This is a genomic window from Conexibacter sp. DBS9H8, assembly GCF_023330685.1.
Classification (GTDB): domain Bacteria; phylum Actinomycetota; class Thermoleophilia; order Solirubrobacterales; family Solirubrobacteraceae; genus Palsa-465.
The window spans coordinates 574,217-589,408 of the sequence record NZ_CP097128.1; the positions used below are offsets into that span (position 1 = coordinate 574,217).

Sequence of the window (15,192 nt, forward strand, 5' to 3'; positions counted from 1 at the left end):
CCACCCATGAGCCTTCTGGACAGCCTCGAGAGCAAGATCGCCAGCCTCGTCGAGGGGACGTTCAACCGTGTCTTCAAGTCCGAGGTCCGGCCGGTCGAGATCGCCCGCAAACTCGCCCGGGAGATGGAGGAGCACCGCACCTACAGTCTCTCCCACACCTACGTGCCCAACGACTATCGCGTTCACCTCAGCCCCCGGGACCACGAGCGGTTCCTCGACTTCGAGGACGCGCTCGCCGCCGAGCTCGCCGGCTATCTGCTCGAGCACGCGCGCCGGGAGGGGTTTTCCCTGCTCTCGACCCCGAAGATCAGTTTCGCCACCGATCCCCACCTCGGCCTCGGGGAGTTCGGGATCGAGACCCGCACCGTCAGCGCCGAGGACGCGGAGGGCCACGATCCGGCGCCGCCGTCGACGGTCTACCCCGCCGCGGAGGAGCCGGCCGGGGCGACGATGATCTACTCGACCGCCGCCCGCGTCGCCGAGCCGCTCGCCGAGATCGCCGTCGCCCGCGCGCGTCGGGCGACGCTCCTCCACGACGGGCGTCGCCTCGCCATCCCCGCCTCCGGTGTGACGATCGGCCGCTCCCGCCAGTGTGAGATCGTCATCGACGATCCCAACGTCTCCCGCCGCCACGCCGAGGTCCGCCCCCGCGGCGGGGCCTGGGTGCTCACCGACCTCGAGTCGACGAACGGCTCGCTGCTCAACGGACGCCGGATCCGCCAGCCCGAGAGCCTGTCCGCCGGCGATGAGATCGAGATCGGCACCTCCCTGATCCGCTTCGAACTCGAGTGACGTTGGCGATGACCCTCCAGCCCGTCTCCGTCGGCCTCAAGTTCGGATTCCTCATCGTCCTCTACCTGTTCCTGTTCTGGATCGCCACGAGCTCGCTGTTCGACCTCCGCGTCCGCGGCCGCTCGCGCGACTCGCGGCCCGCGGGCGGCGCCGGTCCGGAGCCGTGGGCGGGGACGGCGACCGACCTGTACGCGACCGTCGACCCCCGCGCGGCGCTCGACCCGGCGGCCGGGGAGTTCGAGCCGCGACTGCTGATCGAGCACGCCGCCGGGCATGAGTCGGGCGTCGCCTATGACCTGCTCAACGGCGCGACGCTCGGCCGCGGGGACGTCGAGATCCAGCTCGATGACCCGTTCGCCTCCTCCCGGCATGCCTCGATCACCCGCCAGGGCCGTACCCTCGTGCTGACCGACCTCGGATCGACGAACGGCACCTACCTCAACGACGAGCCCCTCAGCGGCCCCCAGCCGCTGCACAGCGGCGACCGGATCCGGATCGGCGATTCCCGTTTCACCTACCTGCAGTGAGCTCACCGTGAGCCCCCGCCCCTGATGCTTCGCGCCTCCGACACCATTCAACGCACCGACACCGGCCGTCAGCGCCGTGGCAACGAGGACTGCTCCTACGCCCGGGCGCCGCTGTTCGTGCTCGCCGACGGGATGGGTGGCGCGGCCGCCGGGGAGGTCGCCTCCCAGATCGCGATCGAGGCCTTCCGCGCCGGCCTGCCCGCCAAGGGCGGCAGCGAGGAGCGCCTCGCCGTCGTCGCCCAGCGCGCGAACCGGGAGATCTATGACCGTGCCCGCGCGGACCCGCGCCTCGACGGGATGGGGACGACCCTCACCGCCGTTTACCTCGACGCCGACCGCCGGGTGCTCGCCCTCGCCCACGTCGGTGACAGTCGTGCCTACCGGTTGCGTGACGGCGAGCTGACCCGCCTCACCGAGGACCACTCCCTCGTCGAGGAGCTCGTCAAGGACGGCCGCCTCACCGAGGAGGAGGCGTTCGAGCACCCGCAACGCTCGATCATCACCCGTGCGCTCGGTCAGGAGCCGATCGTCGAGGTCGATACGCTCAGCTACCCGGCGGGCCCCGACGACGTGATCATGCTCTGCTCCGACGGGCTCACCGACATGCTGCCCGAGCGGACCGTCGCCGAGCTGCTCGCCGCCGCGCCCGATCTCGACACGGCCGCCAGCCGCCTGATCGACGCCGCCAACGAGGCCGGCGGTCGCGACAACATCACCGTCGTCCTGTTCCGCGTCGAGGACGTCAGCGCAGGAGCCGAGCCGAGCGAGGAGACGCTCGCCCTCGGTGGCGCGCAGGCGGCCGCTGCCGGCTACCGGGCCGGCAGCGCCGAGGGGCGGCCCGGCGGTTCGGCGTACGTGACCCCGCGCCCCGAGGCCCTCCGTGACCTCGCTCGGGCCGGCAAGGCCCGGGTGAGCGCCCGCCTCCCGCTCGCCCGCACCCAGGGACCGCCCCGGGCCCCCCAGCGCGAGTTCAACTGGGTCGGCAAGCTCGTCGCCGGGGCGGTCACCCTCGCGATCCTCCTGTTCCTGTTCGGCGGGGGCGGCTACCTCGCCAGCCGCCAGCTGTACTTCCTCGCCACCGACAACCAGGGCACCGTCGTCGTCGACCGCGGTTTCCCCTACCGGGTACTCGGGGTCAACATGTACGAGACCTACTACGTCTCCGGGGTTCCCGCCTCGCTCATCCCCGCGGACCGGCGGGCCGCTCTGCTCAACCACGAGCTGCACTCCGAGACCGCCGCCTTCAAGCTGATCAACGACCTGGAGCTCGGCAAGATCTCCGGATGAGGGCGCGCAACCGAGAGCTGTTCGGCCTGATCCCCGCCGCCCTGCTGATGACCGCCGGGCTCGCCGCGGTGCTCGTTCAGGAGTCCAACCGGCTTTCCAACACGAGCTTGATCTACGGCGGGGTGTTCCTCGGCCTCTGCCTGGTCGGGAACATCTTCATCCGGATCACCCTTCCGCACGCCGACCCGTACCTGTTTCCGCTCGTCTCGGTCCTCGCCTGCTTCGGGCTCGTGATGGTGCTGCGCATCTACGGGGTCACCTACGCGCGCCAGCAGGCGCAGTGGTTCGTCCTCGGCCTCATCCTCGTCGCCGTCGCCGTGCTCGTCTTCCGCGACTACCGCAAGCTCGAGCGCTACCGCTATCTGATCGCGGTCGGTTCGATCCTGTTCATGGTCCTCCCCCGCGTCCCAGGTCTTGAGGACCCTGTCAACGGCGCGTACCTGGCGATCAAGCTCGGGCCCTTCACCTTCCAGCCGACGGAGTTCGGGAAGGTCGGGCTGATCGTCTTCCTCGCCTCCTACCTGCGCGATCACCGGCAGGTGCTCGCGCAGGGGACGACCGTGCTCGGGGTCCGGGTCGGCCTGCCGCCGTTGCGGCACCTCGGCCCGATGCTGCTGCTGTGGGGGATCGCGATGCTGATCCTCATCTTCCTCCACGACGTCGGGACCTCGCTGATGTTCTACGGGGCGCTGCTGGCGATGCTGTATGTGGGCACCGGTCGGGTCTCCTTCGTCGTCCTCGGCCTGCTCGCCTTCGCCGTCGGCTCCTGGTACCTGGCGACCCACATCGCCCACATCGACGCACGCGTGCTCGACTGGGAGCACCCGTTCCGTCCCGCCCTCTATGACGCCTACGGCGGCAGCCAGCAGCTCGCCGACGCGCAGTTCAACATGGCCGCCGGCGGCCTGTTCGGGCAGGGGTTCGGCCAGTCGATCATCACGATCCCGGGCACCCAGGACTTCTGGCTGCCGGCCCCGGGGACGGACATGATCTACGCGGTGATCGTCTCCGAGCTCGGGCTGTTCGGCGGGGTCGGGCTGCTCGCCGTCTACATCCTCATCTGCTGGCGGGGGTTCAAGGCGGCGACGCTTGCCCGCGACAGCTTCTCCAAGCTGCTGGCGACCGGACTGTCGGCCGTGCTCGCGCTGCAGGTGTTCGTGATCGTCGGCGGGGTCACCCGGGTGATCCCGCTCACCGGCGTCACCCTCCCGTTCGTCTCCTACGGCGGCTCCTCGATCCTCGCCAACTTCATCCTCGTTGCGCTGCTGCTGCTCGTCTCAGATCGCGCCCGCCGCCAGGCTCTCGGGGCGATGACTCCGTGAACCGGTCGATCTCCCGGCTCTATGTCGTCGTCCTGGTGCTGTTCGCGCTGCTGATCGTGTGGACGAGCCGATGGACTGTGTTCAGCGCCAATGCGCTCAACGCGAACCCGCTCAACCGGCTCGGCTACTTCGCGGAGCTGAAGGTCAAGCGCGGCCGGATCCTCGCCGCCGACGGGACGGTGCTCGCCCGCTCAGTGCCCGCGCCGGGTGGCACGTTCACCCGCACCTATCCGCTCGGGCCGCTGTTTGCCCAGACGGTCGGGTTCTCCGACATCCAGCAGGGCCAGGAGACGGGCCTGGAGAGCGAGTACTCCCGGGCCCTGTCGGCCCGCCAGCAGACGACCCTCAACTCGGTGTTCGGACCGATCTCGACCTCCAATGTCGGCGACGATGTCGACACGACGCTCGACCCACGCGCCCAGACGCTCGCGCGCAGCCTGCTGGCCGGACGGGTCGGCGCGGTCGTCGCGATCGTCCCCCAAACGGGGGCGATCCCGGTCCTCTATGCGAACCCGACCTACAACGACAACAACCTCGCCCACCCGTGCGCGCAGACCCAGATCACCGACTCCTACACGAACCCGGGCCTGCAGAACGAGTGTGAGTTCAACCTCGCCCTCCAGGGTCAGTATGCGCCCGGGTCGACGTTCAAGATCGTCACGTCGACGGCGGCGATCAACAGCGGGCTCTACACCCCCAACTCGCTCATCAACGGCCATTCGCCGCTGCTCGTCTCCGGCACTCCGCTGCACAACGACGCGAACCAGAGCTTCGGTGAGGTGACTCTCACCGAAGCTCTCACCCTGTCGATCGACACCGTCTATGCCCAGGTCGGCCAGGCCGTCGGCGCCACTCGCCTCGAGGACTACATGCGCCGGTTCGGGTTCTATTCCCCGCCGCCGATCGACCTGCCCGCGGGGTCGGTGACCGCGAGCGGGGAGCGCTCCCCGACCACCGGCAAGCTGATCCCTGTCAGCTCACCCCAGGTCGACCTCGGCCGCAGCTCGATCGGCCAGTCCGACCTGGAGGTCTCCCCGCTGCAGATGGCGATGGTCGTCGCCACCGTCGCCAACGGCGGCACCCTGATGAAGCCGCGACTCGTCACGAGGGTCGTCAATCCGGAGGGCCAGGTCGTGCAGAGCTTCCCGCCTCAGGTCTACCACCACGTGATGTCGGCCAAGACGGCGGCGGAGGTCGGGCAGATGATGCGCAGCGTCGTCCTCTCCGGGACGGGGACGGCGGCGGACCTCCCGGGCCTCGATGCGGCCGGTAAGACCGGCACGGCGAGCGTGATCAAGAACTTCCACGGCGTCGAGCTCGATGAGGCGTGGTTTGTCAGCTTCGCGCCGGTGACCAACCCGAAGATCGCCGTCGCGGTGATGCTCCGCAACGTCCCCAACGGCTACGGTGGCACGTATGCGGCACCGATCGCCGCCCAGATGATGAAGACACTGCTCGGAGAGGGATATTGAGCGCGACCGACCCCGACGGCCTGGTGGACAACCGCTACCGGATCCTGCGTCGGCTCGGGACCGGCGGGATGGCCGACGTCTTCCTCGCGCAGGACACCCAGCTCGAACGTGAGGTCGCCCTCAAGCTCCTGCACCGCCGCTTCGCCGAGGACCCCGGCTTTGTCGAGCGGTTCCGTCGCGAGGCCCAGGCGGCGGCGAATCTCCAGCACCCCAACGTCGTCGCCGTCTATGACCGCGGCACCTGGGACGGCACCTACTACATCGCGATGGAGTACCTGCAGGGCCGCACGCTCAAGCAGGTGATCCGGACCGACGCGCCGCTCGATCCGCTGCGGGCGATCGACATCTGCGTCCAGATCCTCAAGGCGACCCGGTTCGCCCACCGCCGCGGGGTGATCCACCGTGACCTCAAGCCCCACAACGTGATGGTCGACGACCAGGACCACGCGAAGGTGACCGACTTCGGGATCGCCCGCGCGGGCGCATCGGACATGACCGAGACCGGGTCGATCATGGGGACCGCCCAGTATCTCTCCCCCGAGCAGGCCCAGGGCCTCGCGGTCGCGGAGGCGTCTGACCTCTACTCGATCGGGGTGATCCTGTTCGAGATGCTCACCGGGCAGGTGCCCTTTGACGCCGAGTCGGCGGTGACGATCGCGCTCAAGCACGTCTCCGAGCCGCCGCCGCCGCCCCGTCGCCTCAACCCGGACATCCCGCCCGCGCTGGAGCAGACGGTGCTGTGGGCGCTCAACAAGGATCCCGCCGACCGTCCCCAGGACGCGGATGAGTTCATCAGCATCCTCGAGGGGGTGCGGGAGGCCGTCGCCGCCGGCGGCGGCGCCCAGCCGACGGCGAGCATGACCGCCCTCGGCGGCGGAGTGCTCGCCGGCGCGGCCGGTGCCGCCGCGGCGACGGGCCCGTTCCCTCGCGTTGCCCTCGGGGAGCGGCCGCTGACCGAGCCGGCCACCGTCGTCGCCCCCGTGACCGGCCAGTACGCGCCGCTGCCGCCACCGCCACCTCCCCCGTACGGGGATGAGGAGCGTTCGGGGTGGTCACGGGCGTGGCCGTGGCTGCTCGCCCTGCTCGTGCTCGCGCTGATCGCCGGCGGGGTCGTCGCCTTTCTGCTCACCCGTCCGGTGAAGGTGACCGTCCCGATCGTCGTCAACGACACCCAGGCGGTGGCGACCTCCAAGCTCGAGGCCGACGGGCTCAGCCCGAATCCGATCCAGCAGGCCTCGACCGAACGGGCCGGGACGGTGATCTACCAGAGTCCGCTCGGTGGCACCCGCGTCAACTCGGGCGCGACGATCGACCTCACCGTCTCGAGCGGGCCGGGTTCGACGACCGTTCCCGCCGTGGTCGACCTCTCCCAGACCCAGGCGGTCGCCCAGTTGCACCTGGCGGGGCTGAAGGTCTCGCGGGTGCTGACCGAGCCCTCCAGCGCGGTCCCCTCGGGCAAGGCGACCCGGACCGACCCGGCGGCGGGCACCGACCTCCAGACCGGCCAGGGTGTCGTCCTGTACCTCTCCAGCGGTGTCGCGCCCGTGCCGGTCCCGAGCGTGACCGGGGACAGCCTCGGCACCGCCCAGGCGGCGCTGTCGAACTTCCACGTGCAGGTGACCAACCAGGTGAGCACCAGCCAGGCCCCGGGGACGGTGATGAGCCAGACACCGGCGGGCGGGCACAACGCGCTGCCCAACAGCACCGTCAGCCTCGTCGTCGCCCAGCGGCCGCCGACTGTGACCGTCCCCAACGTCGTCGGCGACTCCCCGACCGCGGCGGAGTCGGCGATCACCTCCGCCGGGCTCACCTACGTGCGGACGTTCCAGCGCACAGCTGTCGCCTCCCTCTCGAACCAGGTCCTCTCCCAGAGCCCGGTTCAGAGCACCAAGGTCAAGCGCGGCAGTTCCGTCACGATCGTGATCGGTCGTTACCGGCCCACCAATACGCAGACGAACACGACGAGCAATCCCTCGACGACGAACACGACGACCGGGCCCGGCCCGATCCCGACGGGCACGGGAACGGGCACGACGACCGGCACCGGCACGAGCACGACCGCACAGGGGACCGGCACAACGCCGGGGTCTGGCCTGTGAGCGGCCTGTCGACCGTCGTGCTCGGGGGCGGCCGCTCCTCCGAGCACGAGGTCTCCCTCGCCTCCGCCGCCTCCGTTGCCGCCGGGCTGCGCGCCGCCGGCCACCACGTCCGGGAGATCACCATCGCCCGCGACGGTGCCTGGCCGGAGGGGATCGCCCTCGTCCCGGGTGCGGGCCTCGACGGCGCCGACGTCGTCTTCCCCGCCCTGCACGGTCCATACGGGGAGGACGGCATCATCCAGGGCCTGCTCGAGTGTCTCGCCGTCCCCTACGTCGGATCGGGCGTGGCCGCCTCCGCCCTCTGTCTCGACAAGGTCCTGTTCAAGGACGTGATGGCCGCCGCCGGGGTTCCCCAGGTCGCCTACCGCGCCGTTGACGCCGCCGCCTTTGCCGCAGACCCGGCGGGCGCCGTGGACTCCCTTGCTCCCCTCGGGCTGCCCGTGTTCGTCAAGCCGGTACGGATGGGCTCGTCGGTCGGCATCGCCCGCGTGAACCGTCCTGACGGCCTCGCCGATGCCCTCACCGCAGCGTTCACCTACGACGACCGGGCGATCGTGGAAGCGGCCGCCCCCGGCCTCGAGGTCGAGTGCAGCGTCCTCGGCAACCGGGCCGGAGAGGTGCGCGCGTCCGCCCCCGGGGAGATCCTCCTCGCCGCGGGCGAGTCGGCCTGGTATGACTACGCGGCCAAGTACACCGCCGGCGGGATGCGCCTGATCGTCCCCGCTCGCATCTCCCCGGCTGCGACAGACCGGGTTCGCGCCCTCGCCGTCGAGGCGTTCATCCGCGCCGGCTGTGACGGTCTCGCCCGGGCGGACTTCTTCGTCGCCGGGGAGGATGTCCTCCTCAACGAGCTCAACACGATGCCGGGGTTCACGCAGACGAGCGTGTACGGCGCGCTGTGGGCGGCCGAGGCGCTCGCCTACCCGGACCTGCTGGATCGGCTCGTGCACCTGGCGCTTGAGCGCCACCGGCCCAGCTCACCCCCGCTTCAGGAGTAGAGCAGCACCTCATTGAGGGACACGTAGTCCTGATGGGGCGGGAGGGAGGTGATCCACACGAGGTAGTAGGTGTAGCGGACCGTCGGCCGGTCCAGCAGGAAGGTCTGGTGGGCGGAGACGGAGTGCACGGTGTCGAGCGGCACCCAGTCACTCGCGGAGAAGCTCGTCGGGTTTGGTGACCGATTCGTCGCATAGATGGTCGCCGAGAACCCGGGGGTGGCGGTGTCGACGATCAGCCGAGACGCGGTCGTCCCGGGGGCCGCGTCGACGTAGAGGCCGACCCCGGGCTTGCCGAGCGAACCGGTGTAGTACTGCTGGGTGTCCCAGGCGGTGGACGGGTCGCCGTCGATCGCCAGGCCGGCGGTCTGGTTGTTCTGGGCGATGCTCGAGCCGATCGCGTCCGGGTTGTAGGCCGAAGCGCACTGGGTGCACAGGTGGATGAGGTTGGCGTGGGGGGCGACGACCGCCCGGGTCCCGGGCGGGGCGGCGGTGCCGAGGTGGGAGCGCAGCGCCAGCCACGCTCCGGCGGCGACGAGGAGGAGGGAGACGAGCGCGGCGAGCGGGATGAGGTGGCGGCGGTGCAGGATGCTGAAGGGCACCCGCCGGCGCGCCCGGGGTGGCAGGGTGCGCAGCACCGTCGTCGCCTCAGCACTCGTACCGCCGGCGCGGGAGGCCTCGATCGCGAGCACGTCCTCCAGGTCGGCGACCATCTCCTGGTCGTCGGCGTACCGCTCCTCCGGCCGCTTCGCGGTCGCCGCGTCAAGGACCGCCGCGAGGGTGGCCGACACCTCCGGGCGCAGTTCGCGCACGTCCGGCATCGCCTCGCGGACGTGCTTCATCGCGACCGCCACCTGGTTGTCCCCCTTGAACGGCACGTCCCCGGTCAGCATCTCGAACAGGACGATGCCGAGGGAGTACAGGTCCGACTGACCGTTGACCCGGCGTCCGAGCGCCTGCTCGGGGGAGACGTAATCGGTCGTGCCGAGCACGCGCCCGTCGGCGGTGAGACCGTCCTCATCCAGGGTCCTGGCGATCCCGAAGTCGGTCACCTTCGCGGACCCCTCGTCGTCGATCAGCACGTTCTGGGGCTTGACGTCACGGTGGATGATGTGCCGGGCGTGGGCGGCGCCAAGTGCCCGGGCGATCTCAATCGCGTAGGCGACCGCTTCTGGGATCGGCAGGCGGCCGAGCCGGCGGATCCGCTCCTTCAGCGTCTCCCCCTCGACGTACTCGAAGACGATGTAGGGACGCCCCTCATCCTCACCGGCGTCGATCACCCCGACGATGTGGGGGTGTGAGAGCTGGGCGACCGCCCGGGCCTCACGGCGGAACCGCTCGAGCTGATCGGAGTCCGAGCTCATCTCCCGGTGCATCAGCTTGATCGCGACGTGGCGCTGAAGGGTCTCGTCGAGGGCCCGGTAGACCGTCGACATCCCGCCGCTGCCGATCCGCGCCTCCAGCCGATAGCGGCCGCTCAGGGTCGTGCCGAGCAGCGTGCTCATCTCAAACCGGGGGGTAGCGGCGCGCAGCGGTGGGCGTCCCGGTCAGTCGGTGACCTGAGGCCGTTCACGGGCCCTTCATTGTGAGGGATCGACGGTCTGGGCACCATCCGCGCAACGCCCCTGTCCTAACCGGCGCCGACGAGCTTTCCCGAGCTGGGATCGTTGTGGATACCGAGGCTGGGGATCTCGACCCGGCCGGCCTGATCGGTCACCGTCCCGATCACCCGCGCCCCGGGGTGCAAGGACGCGAGCAGGTCCGCCGCGGCACCCGCCGAGACCGCCGGAACGGTCGCGATCAGGCCGGTGCCCATGTTGAAGACCTCCCACATCTCCGCGACCGGGACGTGGCCGAGCTCGGCGATCAGTGCGAACACGGGCGGGGCCGTGAGCGGGTCGAGGATCGTGTAGCCGACCCCGTCACCGAGCCGCAGCAGGTTGAGCAATCCGCCGCCGGTGATGTGGGCGAGGCCGTGCACGGGGATCCCGGAGTCGAGCAGGGCCCGGACCGCGCGGACGTAGATGACCGTCGGCTCGAGCAGCACGTCCGCGACGGAGGCGCCGCCGAGCGCGGCGGGCCGCTCCGTCAGCCCGAGCCCGCCGTCGGACAGCAGGGCGCGCCGGGCGAGGGTGAGCCCGTTGGCATGCACGCCGGAGGCGGGCAGGCCGATCAGCGCGTCCCCGGGGGCGATCGCCGCCCCGGTGATGACGGCGTCGAGGGCGACGGTCCCGAACGCCGAGCCGACGAGGTCGAAGCCGTAGGGGGACGGGTGGCCGCGCAGCACCTCGGGGACCTGGCAGACCTCACCGCCGGGGATCTCCACTCCGGCGAGCTCCGCCCCGGCCGCGAGGCCGCGGGCAAGGCTGGCCAACAGGTCCGGGTCGGCCGCCTCAACCGCGACGTAGTCGAGCAGGGCGAGCGGTTCGGCCCCGACGCAGATGAGGTCGTTGACGTTCATCGCGACGCAGTCGATCCCGATCGTGTCAAAGCGTCCGGTCTCCTCGGCGACGATCACCTTCGACCCGACGCTGTCAGTCGCGAGCGCGATCCCGAGCGCCCTCCCGGCCGCGTCGGTCGCGCCCGGGAGGGCGAGCACGGAGGCGTAGTGGGCGCCGAGGCCGACGGCAAGCCGAGCCCGGCCCGGGTTGATCGCGGCGAGGATCTCAACGATCGCGGCGACCCCGCGGTCGGCCTGAGAGGTGTCGACTCCCGCGGCGGCGTATGCGTCGCTCATGAGCCCCATTGTGCGCGATCGAGCGGACCGGCTGTCGCGGCCGCGCCGGCGGGCCGATCCGACGGTCGTCCCTTGTCCTTGGTGGGGGCAGCGGAAGCGGTGGGGACGGGACGGGCGAGGCGGCGGAGCACCGCGCTGCCGAGCACGATCCGGTAGATCCCGAACGGCGCGAGGGTGCGGTCGCGCTCGACCTGGCCGAGCATCCAGGTCGACCCGAGCGTCGAGACGAAGCTCGCGCCCGCTCCGGCGAGGAACGGAACGAGCGCGCCGGGCGGCAGGCCCCGGCGAGCGAGCCGGGCGAGCTTGAGCCCGGTCGCTCCGCCGATCACCGGCAGCGCGACGTGCCGGGAGAGAACGTTCGCGTCGACCCGGCGGAACCGGCGCAGCCGGGCGGCGGTGAGGGTCGCGCCGTTGCGGGAGACGCCCGGCATCAGCGCGCAGGCCTGGGCGACCCCGAGTGAGAGCGCGTCGGCGATACCGGCATCCGTTCGCGCCCGCTCCTGGGGGGCGCGGTCAGCCCAGATCAGCAGTGCGCCGCCGGCGATGAGGCCAACGGCGATCGATCCGGGGGTGCCGAGCCGCCGCTCGATTGGGCCTTCGAGCCCGTACCCGATGATCGCCGGGGGGAGGAACGAGCAGAGGAGGTGGCCGGCGAGCCGGGGGGTGAGGCCGAGGACCGCCTCGCTCACCTCCTCCCGCAGGCCGATCAGCAGCGCCGCGGCGGTTCCGGCGTGCAGGGCGACCTCAAAGGCCTTGCGCAGGTCGGGCTCGAGGTTGAGGTAGTCCCAGCCGGCGAGGAATGGGACGACGGTGAGATGGCCGGAGGAAGAGACGGGCGCGAGTTCCGCCGGACCGTGCAGCAGTCCGAGCAGCACCGCCTGTGAGAGCGCGAGGCGCCCGGAACCCTCCGCGGTCGCGGACATATCGTCGAGATCAGAGGTCGACGCCGGCGTGGCTGCGAGCCGCTGCTCGCGGCTTGTACACCCGCGCGTACAGCAGCCAGACGATCCCGGCGACGATCAGCACGACCGCCGCGTAGTCGACGTAGCCGAGATGGGACTTCCACTGTGACCACTGCGAACCGACCGCTTCACCGAGCAGGCCGAGCCCGAGCATCCACACGATTGTCCCGGCCGCCATCGCGGCGAAGTAGCGCCAGAACGGCATGTGGGCGACGCCGGCCGCCCACGGGCCGCCGGCCCGGACGGTCGGGACGACCCGGGAGAGGGCGACGGCCGGGATCCCCCACCGTTCGAACCAGGCGTGGGCGCGGTCGAGGCCGTGGGAGCTGACGTTCAGCGGCCCGGGCAGTCGGTTGAGCACCTCGTGGAGGCCGAAGTAACCGATCCAGTAGACGCAGACGGCGCCGAGGATGTCCGCGATGGAGGCGAAGACGACGATTCCGAGGAGCGTGAGGTGGTGCTCGTCCACGTTGAACCCGCCGAACAGCATCGTCACCTCCGTCCCCGGGAGAATGAAGAAGGCGGAGAACAGGGTGAGGCCGAAGATGCCGGCCTCTCCGAGGTGGGTGATGAGGTGCGTGGCGAAGGTCGCGAGCGCTTCGGTCACGGAGGCGGCGAGGAGCATGGCCCGAGAGTATGGCGCCGGTACCTTCGGCCCAGCTCAAGCTAAGCCGCATCTCACCGTTGTCAAGCGCGTGTCATCCGGGGGATTCCGGCGCGGTCCGGCCGGTGCGGTCCGGCCCGGCCGGGGAGGACGTCACGGCCGGTCGCTAGCGTTGCCGCGGTGGCCGTCCCCCTGTTTGATGCCGACACCCCCCTCGCCCCCCTGCGGGAGGAGATCCTCGCGCGCGTGAGCGCGGTGATCGCCGCCGGCCGGTTCGTGCTCGGGCCGGAGGTCGCCGCCTTCGAGGCCGAGCTCGCCGCCTTCCTTGGCGTCTCCCACGCCGTCGGGGTCGCCAACGGCACGGACGCGCTCGCGATCGCCCTCCGCGCCGTCGGGGTGGCTCCGGGGGACGACGTGGTCGTGCCCGCCTTCACCTTCTACGCCTCCGCGGAGGCGATCGCGGCGATCGGCGCCCGCCCGGTGTTCGCCGACGTCGACGCCGCCACCCGCAACCTCACCCCGGAGACGGTCGCCGCCGCCCGCACCGAGAACTGCCGGGCGGTCGTCGCCGTCGACCTGTTCGGCCTGCCCGCCCCCGTCGCCGAGATCCGCGCCGCAACCGGCCTGCCGGTGATCGAGGACGCCGCCCAGGCGCTCGGCGCCCGCTGTGGCAAGCGGGCGGCCGGGACGCTCGGGGACATCGCCACCGTCTCCTTCTACCCGTCCAAGAACCTCGGCGCCTTCGGTGACGGCGGGGCGGTGCTCACCGACGACCCCGCCCTCGCCGAGACGGTCCGGGCGCTGCGCTTCCACGGCTCCCGGGACAAGCAGACCTTCGACCTCGTCGGCTACAACAGCCGCCTCGACGAGCTGCAGGCGGCGATCCTGCGGGTGCTCCTGCCCCACCTCGCGGAGTGGTCGGCCGCGCGCCGGGCCGCCGCGGCCGCCTACGTAGCCGCCGGAGCCGGGGCGTACGTGAACCTCCCGGAGGTTCCGGCGCAGCTCACCCCCGCCTGGCACCTCTACGTCGTCACCCACCCCGCGGCGGACGCCCTGATCGCTGCGCTCAACGGCGCCGGGGTCGGCGCGCGGGGCTACTACCGCCGGCCGCTGCACCGCCAGCCCGCGATGGCCCCCTACGTTCCCGCCGGCCTCGAGCTGCCGGTCACCGACTGGCTCGCCGCGCACAACCTCGCCCTTCCGATCAGCCCGGTGCTGTCGGCCGCCCAGGCTCAGGAGGTGGTGACCGCGCTCGCCGCGGCTGCCGAGCCCACAGCCGGCAGCCGCGCCACCCCCGCCGGCGTCGAGAACCCGGACCCCGCCGCGGCCGTAGCCGCCGGCCCGGGCGGCGCCTGACCTCGGGGCGGTCGCGTGCGCGTCTGGGTCGATCTCACCAACTCCCCGCACGTGCTCGTACTCGCGCCCGTCATCGGCCGCCTCGAGGCGGCCGGGCATGAGGTCGAGGTGACCGCGCGTGATTTCGCCCAGACCCTCGGGCTGTGTGAGCGCCTCGGCGTCGCCCACACGGCGATCGGTGCCCACCGCGGCGGGGCGCTCACCGCCAAGGCGGCTGGGCTGCTCGACCGGTCGCGGGCGCTCGTCCGCTATGCCCGCGGCCGCCGCTTCGACCTCGCGATCGGACACGGCTCCAACGACATCACCGTCGCCGCCCGCCGGCTGTCGATCCCGTGCACGACGACGTTCGACTATGAGTGGGCGACCGTGCAGCACACCGTCAACTGCCGTCTCGCCCAGGCCGTCGTCGTGCCCGAGGTGATCCCGCCCGCCCGCCTGCGCCGGTACGGGGCGGCGCACAAGCGGATCACCTACCCGGGGCTGAAGGAGGAGTACTACCTCGCCGACTTCCAGCCCGACCCGGCCGTCCTCACCCGGCTCGGCCTCGATGCGGCCGCGCCGATCGCGGTCGTCCGCACCCCGCCGGCGGTCAGCCTCTACCACCGCTTCGAGAACGACACGTTCGCCGCCGTGCTCGCCCGCCTCCAGGGCGCCCAGACCGTCGTCCTGCCCCGCACCGACGCCCAGCGCGAGGAGCTGGCCGCCGCGGGCGGGTACATCATCCCGGCCGCCGCGATCGACGCCCAGTCGCTGATCGCCTACGCCGATCTCGTCATCTCCGCCGGCGGGACGATGAACCGGGAGGCGGTCGCCCTCGGCACCCCCGTCTACACCGTGTTCGAGGGCCGGCTCGGCGCCGTCGACGCCGAGCTGATCGCCCAGGGTCGGCTGCGCCGCCTCACCGACCCTGCGGATGTGGATCTCGTTAAGCGACCGCGCGGTGCCGGGTCCGGGGCTGACCGGGTCCGTCGCGATCCTGCTTTACTCACCGACCTGCTCGCCGCGCCCGCTCGAGAGCCCTGGCGCTGACCCGACCCGC

The 15,192-nt window shown here is 71.5% G+C and carries 13 protein-coding genes; 9 read left to right on the forward strand and 4 right to left on the reverse strand.

Translation table 11 applies throughout. The features are described from left to right. Positions 1-6: 6 nt before the first annotated feature. The 7 genes from M3M55_RS02785 to M3M55_RS02815 are packed head-to-tail and all read left to right on the forward strand — an operon-like array spanning position 7 to position 8,497. Positions 7-792, forward strand: a complete 786-nt coding sequence (locus M3M55_RS02785; protein WP_249011300.1) for a DUF3662 and FHA domain-containing protein — start codon at positions 7-9, stop codon at positions 790-792. Between the two features lie 8 nt (positions 793-800). After that, a complete protein-coding gene (locus tag M3M55_RS02790) occupies positions 801-1,319 on the forward strand; it encodes an FHA domain-containing protein (protein WP_249011301.1) in 519 nt (172 codons plus the stop codon). A 24-nt stretch (positions 1,320-1,343) separates the two neighbouring features. Further along, on the forward strand, positions 1,344-2,606 hold the full coding sequence (locus tag M3M55_RS02795) for a Stp1/IreP family PP2C-type Ser/Thr phosphatase (protein ID WP_249011302.1): 1,263 nt from the start codon (positions 1,344-1,346) through the stop codon (positions 2,604-2,606). Further along, positions 2,603-3,928 carry an FtsW/RodA/SpoVE family cell cycle protein gene (locus tag M3M55_RS02800; RefSeq protein WP_249011303.1) on the forward strand — a complete coding sequence of 442 codons (1,326 nt, stop codon included), beginning with the start codon at positions 2,603-2,605 and terminating at the stop codon, positions 3,926-3,928. Before M3M55_RS02795 ends, M3M55_RS02800 begins: the two co-directional genes overlap by 4 nt. After that, positions 3,925-5,400, forward strand: coding sequence for a penicillin-binding protein 2 (locus tag M3M55_RS02805; protein WP_249011304.1), 1,476 nt, complete (start codon positions 3,925-3,927; stop codon positions 5,398-5,400). The genes M3M55_RS02800 and M3M55_RS02805 overlap by 4 nt, the downstream gene beginning before the upstream one ends. Further along, entirely contained in the window at positions 5,397-7,499 is a 2,103-nt protein-coding gene (pknB, locus tag M3M55_RS02810; protein WP_249011305.1) for a Stk1 family PASTA domain-containing Ser/Thr kinase, read from the forward strand. Before M3M55_RS02805 ends, pknB begins: the two co-directional genes overlap by 4 nt. After that, a complete protein-coding gene (locus M3M55_RS02815; RefSeq protein ID WP_249011306.1) occupies positions 7,496-8,497 on the forward strand; it encodes a D-alanine--D-alanine ligase family protein in 1,002 nt (333 codons plus the stop codon). The genes pknB and M3M55_RS02815 overlap by 4 nt, the downstream gene beginning before the upstream one ends. On the opposite strand, the gene M3M55_RS02820 is transcribed toward M3M55_RS02815, so the two are convergent. The 4 genes from M3M55_RS02820 to M3M55_RS02835 all read right to left on the reverse strand — a co-directional run bounded on the left by M3M55_RS02820 (position 8,488) and on the right by M3M55_RS02835 (position 12,818). Further along, entirely contained in the window at positions 8,488-9,999 is a 1,512-nt protein-coding gene (locus tag M3M55_RS02820) for a protein kinase (protein ID WP_249011307.1), read from the reverse strand. The two genes, M3M55_RS02815 and M3M55_RS02820, sit on opposite strands and share 10 nt — an antisense overlap. Before the next feature lie 125 nt (positions 10,000-10,124). Next, positions 10,125-11,231, reverse strand: coding sequence for a phosphoribosylformylglycinamidine cyclo-ligase (purM, locus tag M3M55_RS02825; protein ID WP_249011308.1), 1,107 nt, complete (start codon positions 11,229-11,231; stop codon positions 10,125-10,127). Next, a complete protein-coding gene (locus M3M55_RS02830) occupies positions 11,228-12,154 on the reverse strand; it encodes an undecaprenyl-diphosphate phosphatase (protein WP_249011309.1) in 927 nt (308 codons plus the stop codon). Before M3M55_RS02830 ends, purM begins: the two co-directional genes overlap by 4 nt. A 10-nt stretch (positions 12,155-12,164) precedes the next feature. Further along, a complete protein-coding gene (locus M3M55_RS02835) occupies positions 12,165-12,818 on the reverse strand; it encodes a DedA family protein (RefSeq protein WP_249011310.1) in 654 nt (217 codons plus the stop codon). A gap of 159 nt (positions 12,819-12,977) precedes the next feature. On the opposite strand from M3M55_RS02835, the gene M3M55_RS02840 reads away from it, so the two are divergent. Then, on the forward strand, positions 12,978-14,153 hold the full coding sequence (locus M3M55_RS02840) for a DegT/DnrJ/EryC1/StrS aminotransferase family protein (protein ID WP_249011311.1): 1,176 nt from the start codon (positions 12,978-12,980) through the stop codon (positions 14,151-14,153). Positions 14,154-14,168: 15 nt separating this feature from the next. After that, positions 14,169-15,182 (forward strand): DUF354 domain-containing protein, encoded by a 1,014-nt coding sequence (locus M3M55_RS02845; RefSeq protein WP_249011312.1) that lies wholly within the window; start codon positions 14,169-14,171, stop codon positions 15,180-15,182. Positions 15,183-15,192 lie beyond the last annotated feature (10 nt).

Excerpts from the sequence above, each read along its gene's own strand:
- M3M55_RS02785 (WP_249011300.1), top strand. The coding sequence starts at position 7 with ATGAGCCTTCTGGACAGCCTCGAGAGCAAGATCGCCAGCCTCGTCGAG.
- M3M55_RS02790 (WP_249011301.1), top strand. The coding sequence starts at position 801 with ATGACCCTCCAGCCCGTCTCCGTCGGCCTCAAGTTCGGATTCCTCATC.
- M3M55_RS02795 (WP_249011302.1), top strand. The coding sequence starts at position 1,344 with ATGCTTCGCGCCTCCGACACCATTCAACGCACCGACACCGGCCGTCAG.
- M3M55_RS02800 (WP_249011303.1), top strand. The coding sequence starts at position 2,603 with ATGAGGGCGCGCAACCGAGAGCTGTTCGGCCTGATCCCCGCCGCCCTG.
- M3M55_RS02820 (WP_249011307.1), bottom strand. The coding sequence starts at position 9,999 with ATGAGCACGCTGCTCGGCACGACCCTGAGCGGCCGCTATCGGCTGGAG.
- purM (WP_249011308.1), bottom strand. The coding sequence starts at position 11,231 with ATGAGCGACGCATACGCCGCCGCGGGAGTCGACACCTCTCAGGCCGAC.
- M3M55_RS02830 (WP_249011309.1), bottom strand. The coding sequence starts at position 12,154 with ATGTCCGCGACCGCGGAGGGTTCCGGGCGCCTCGCGCTCTCACAGGCG.
- M3M55_RS02835 (WP_249011310.1), bottom strand. The coding sequence starts at position 12,818 with ATGCTCCTCGCCGCCTCCGTGACCGAAGCGCTCGCGACCTTCGCCACG.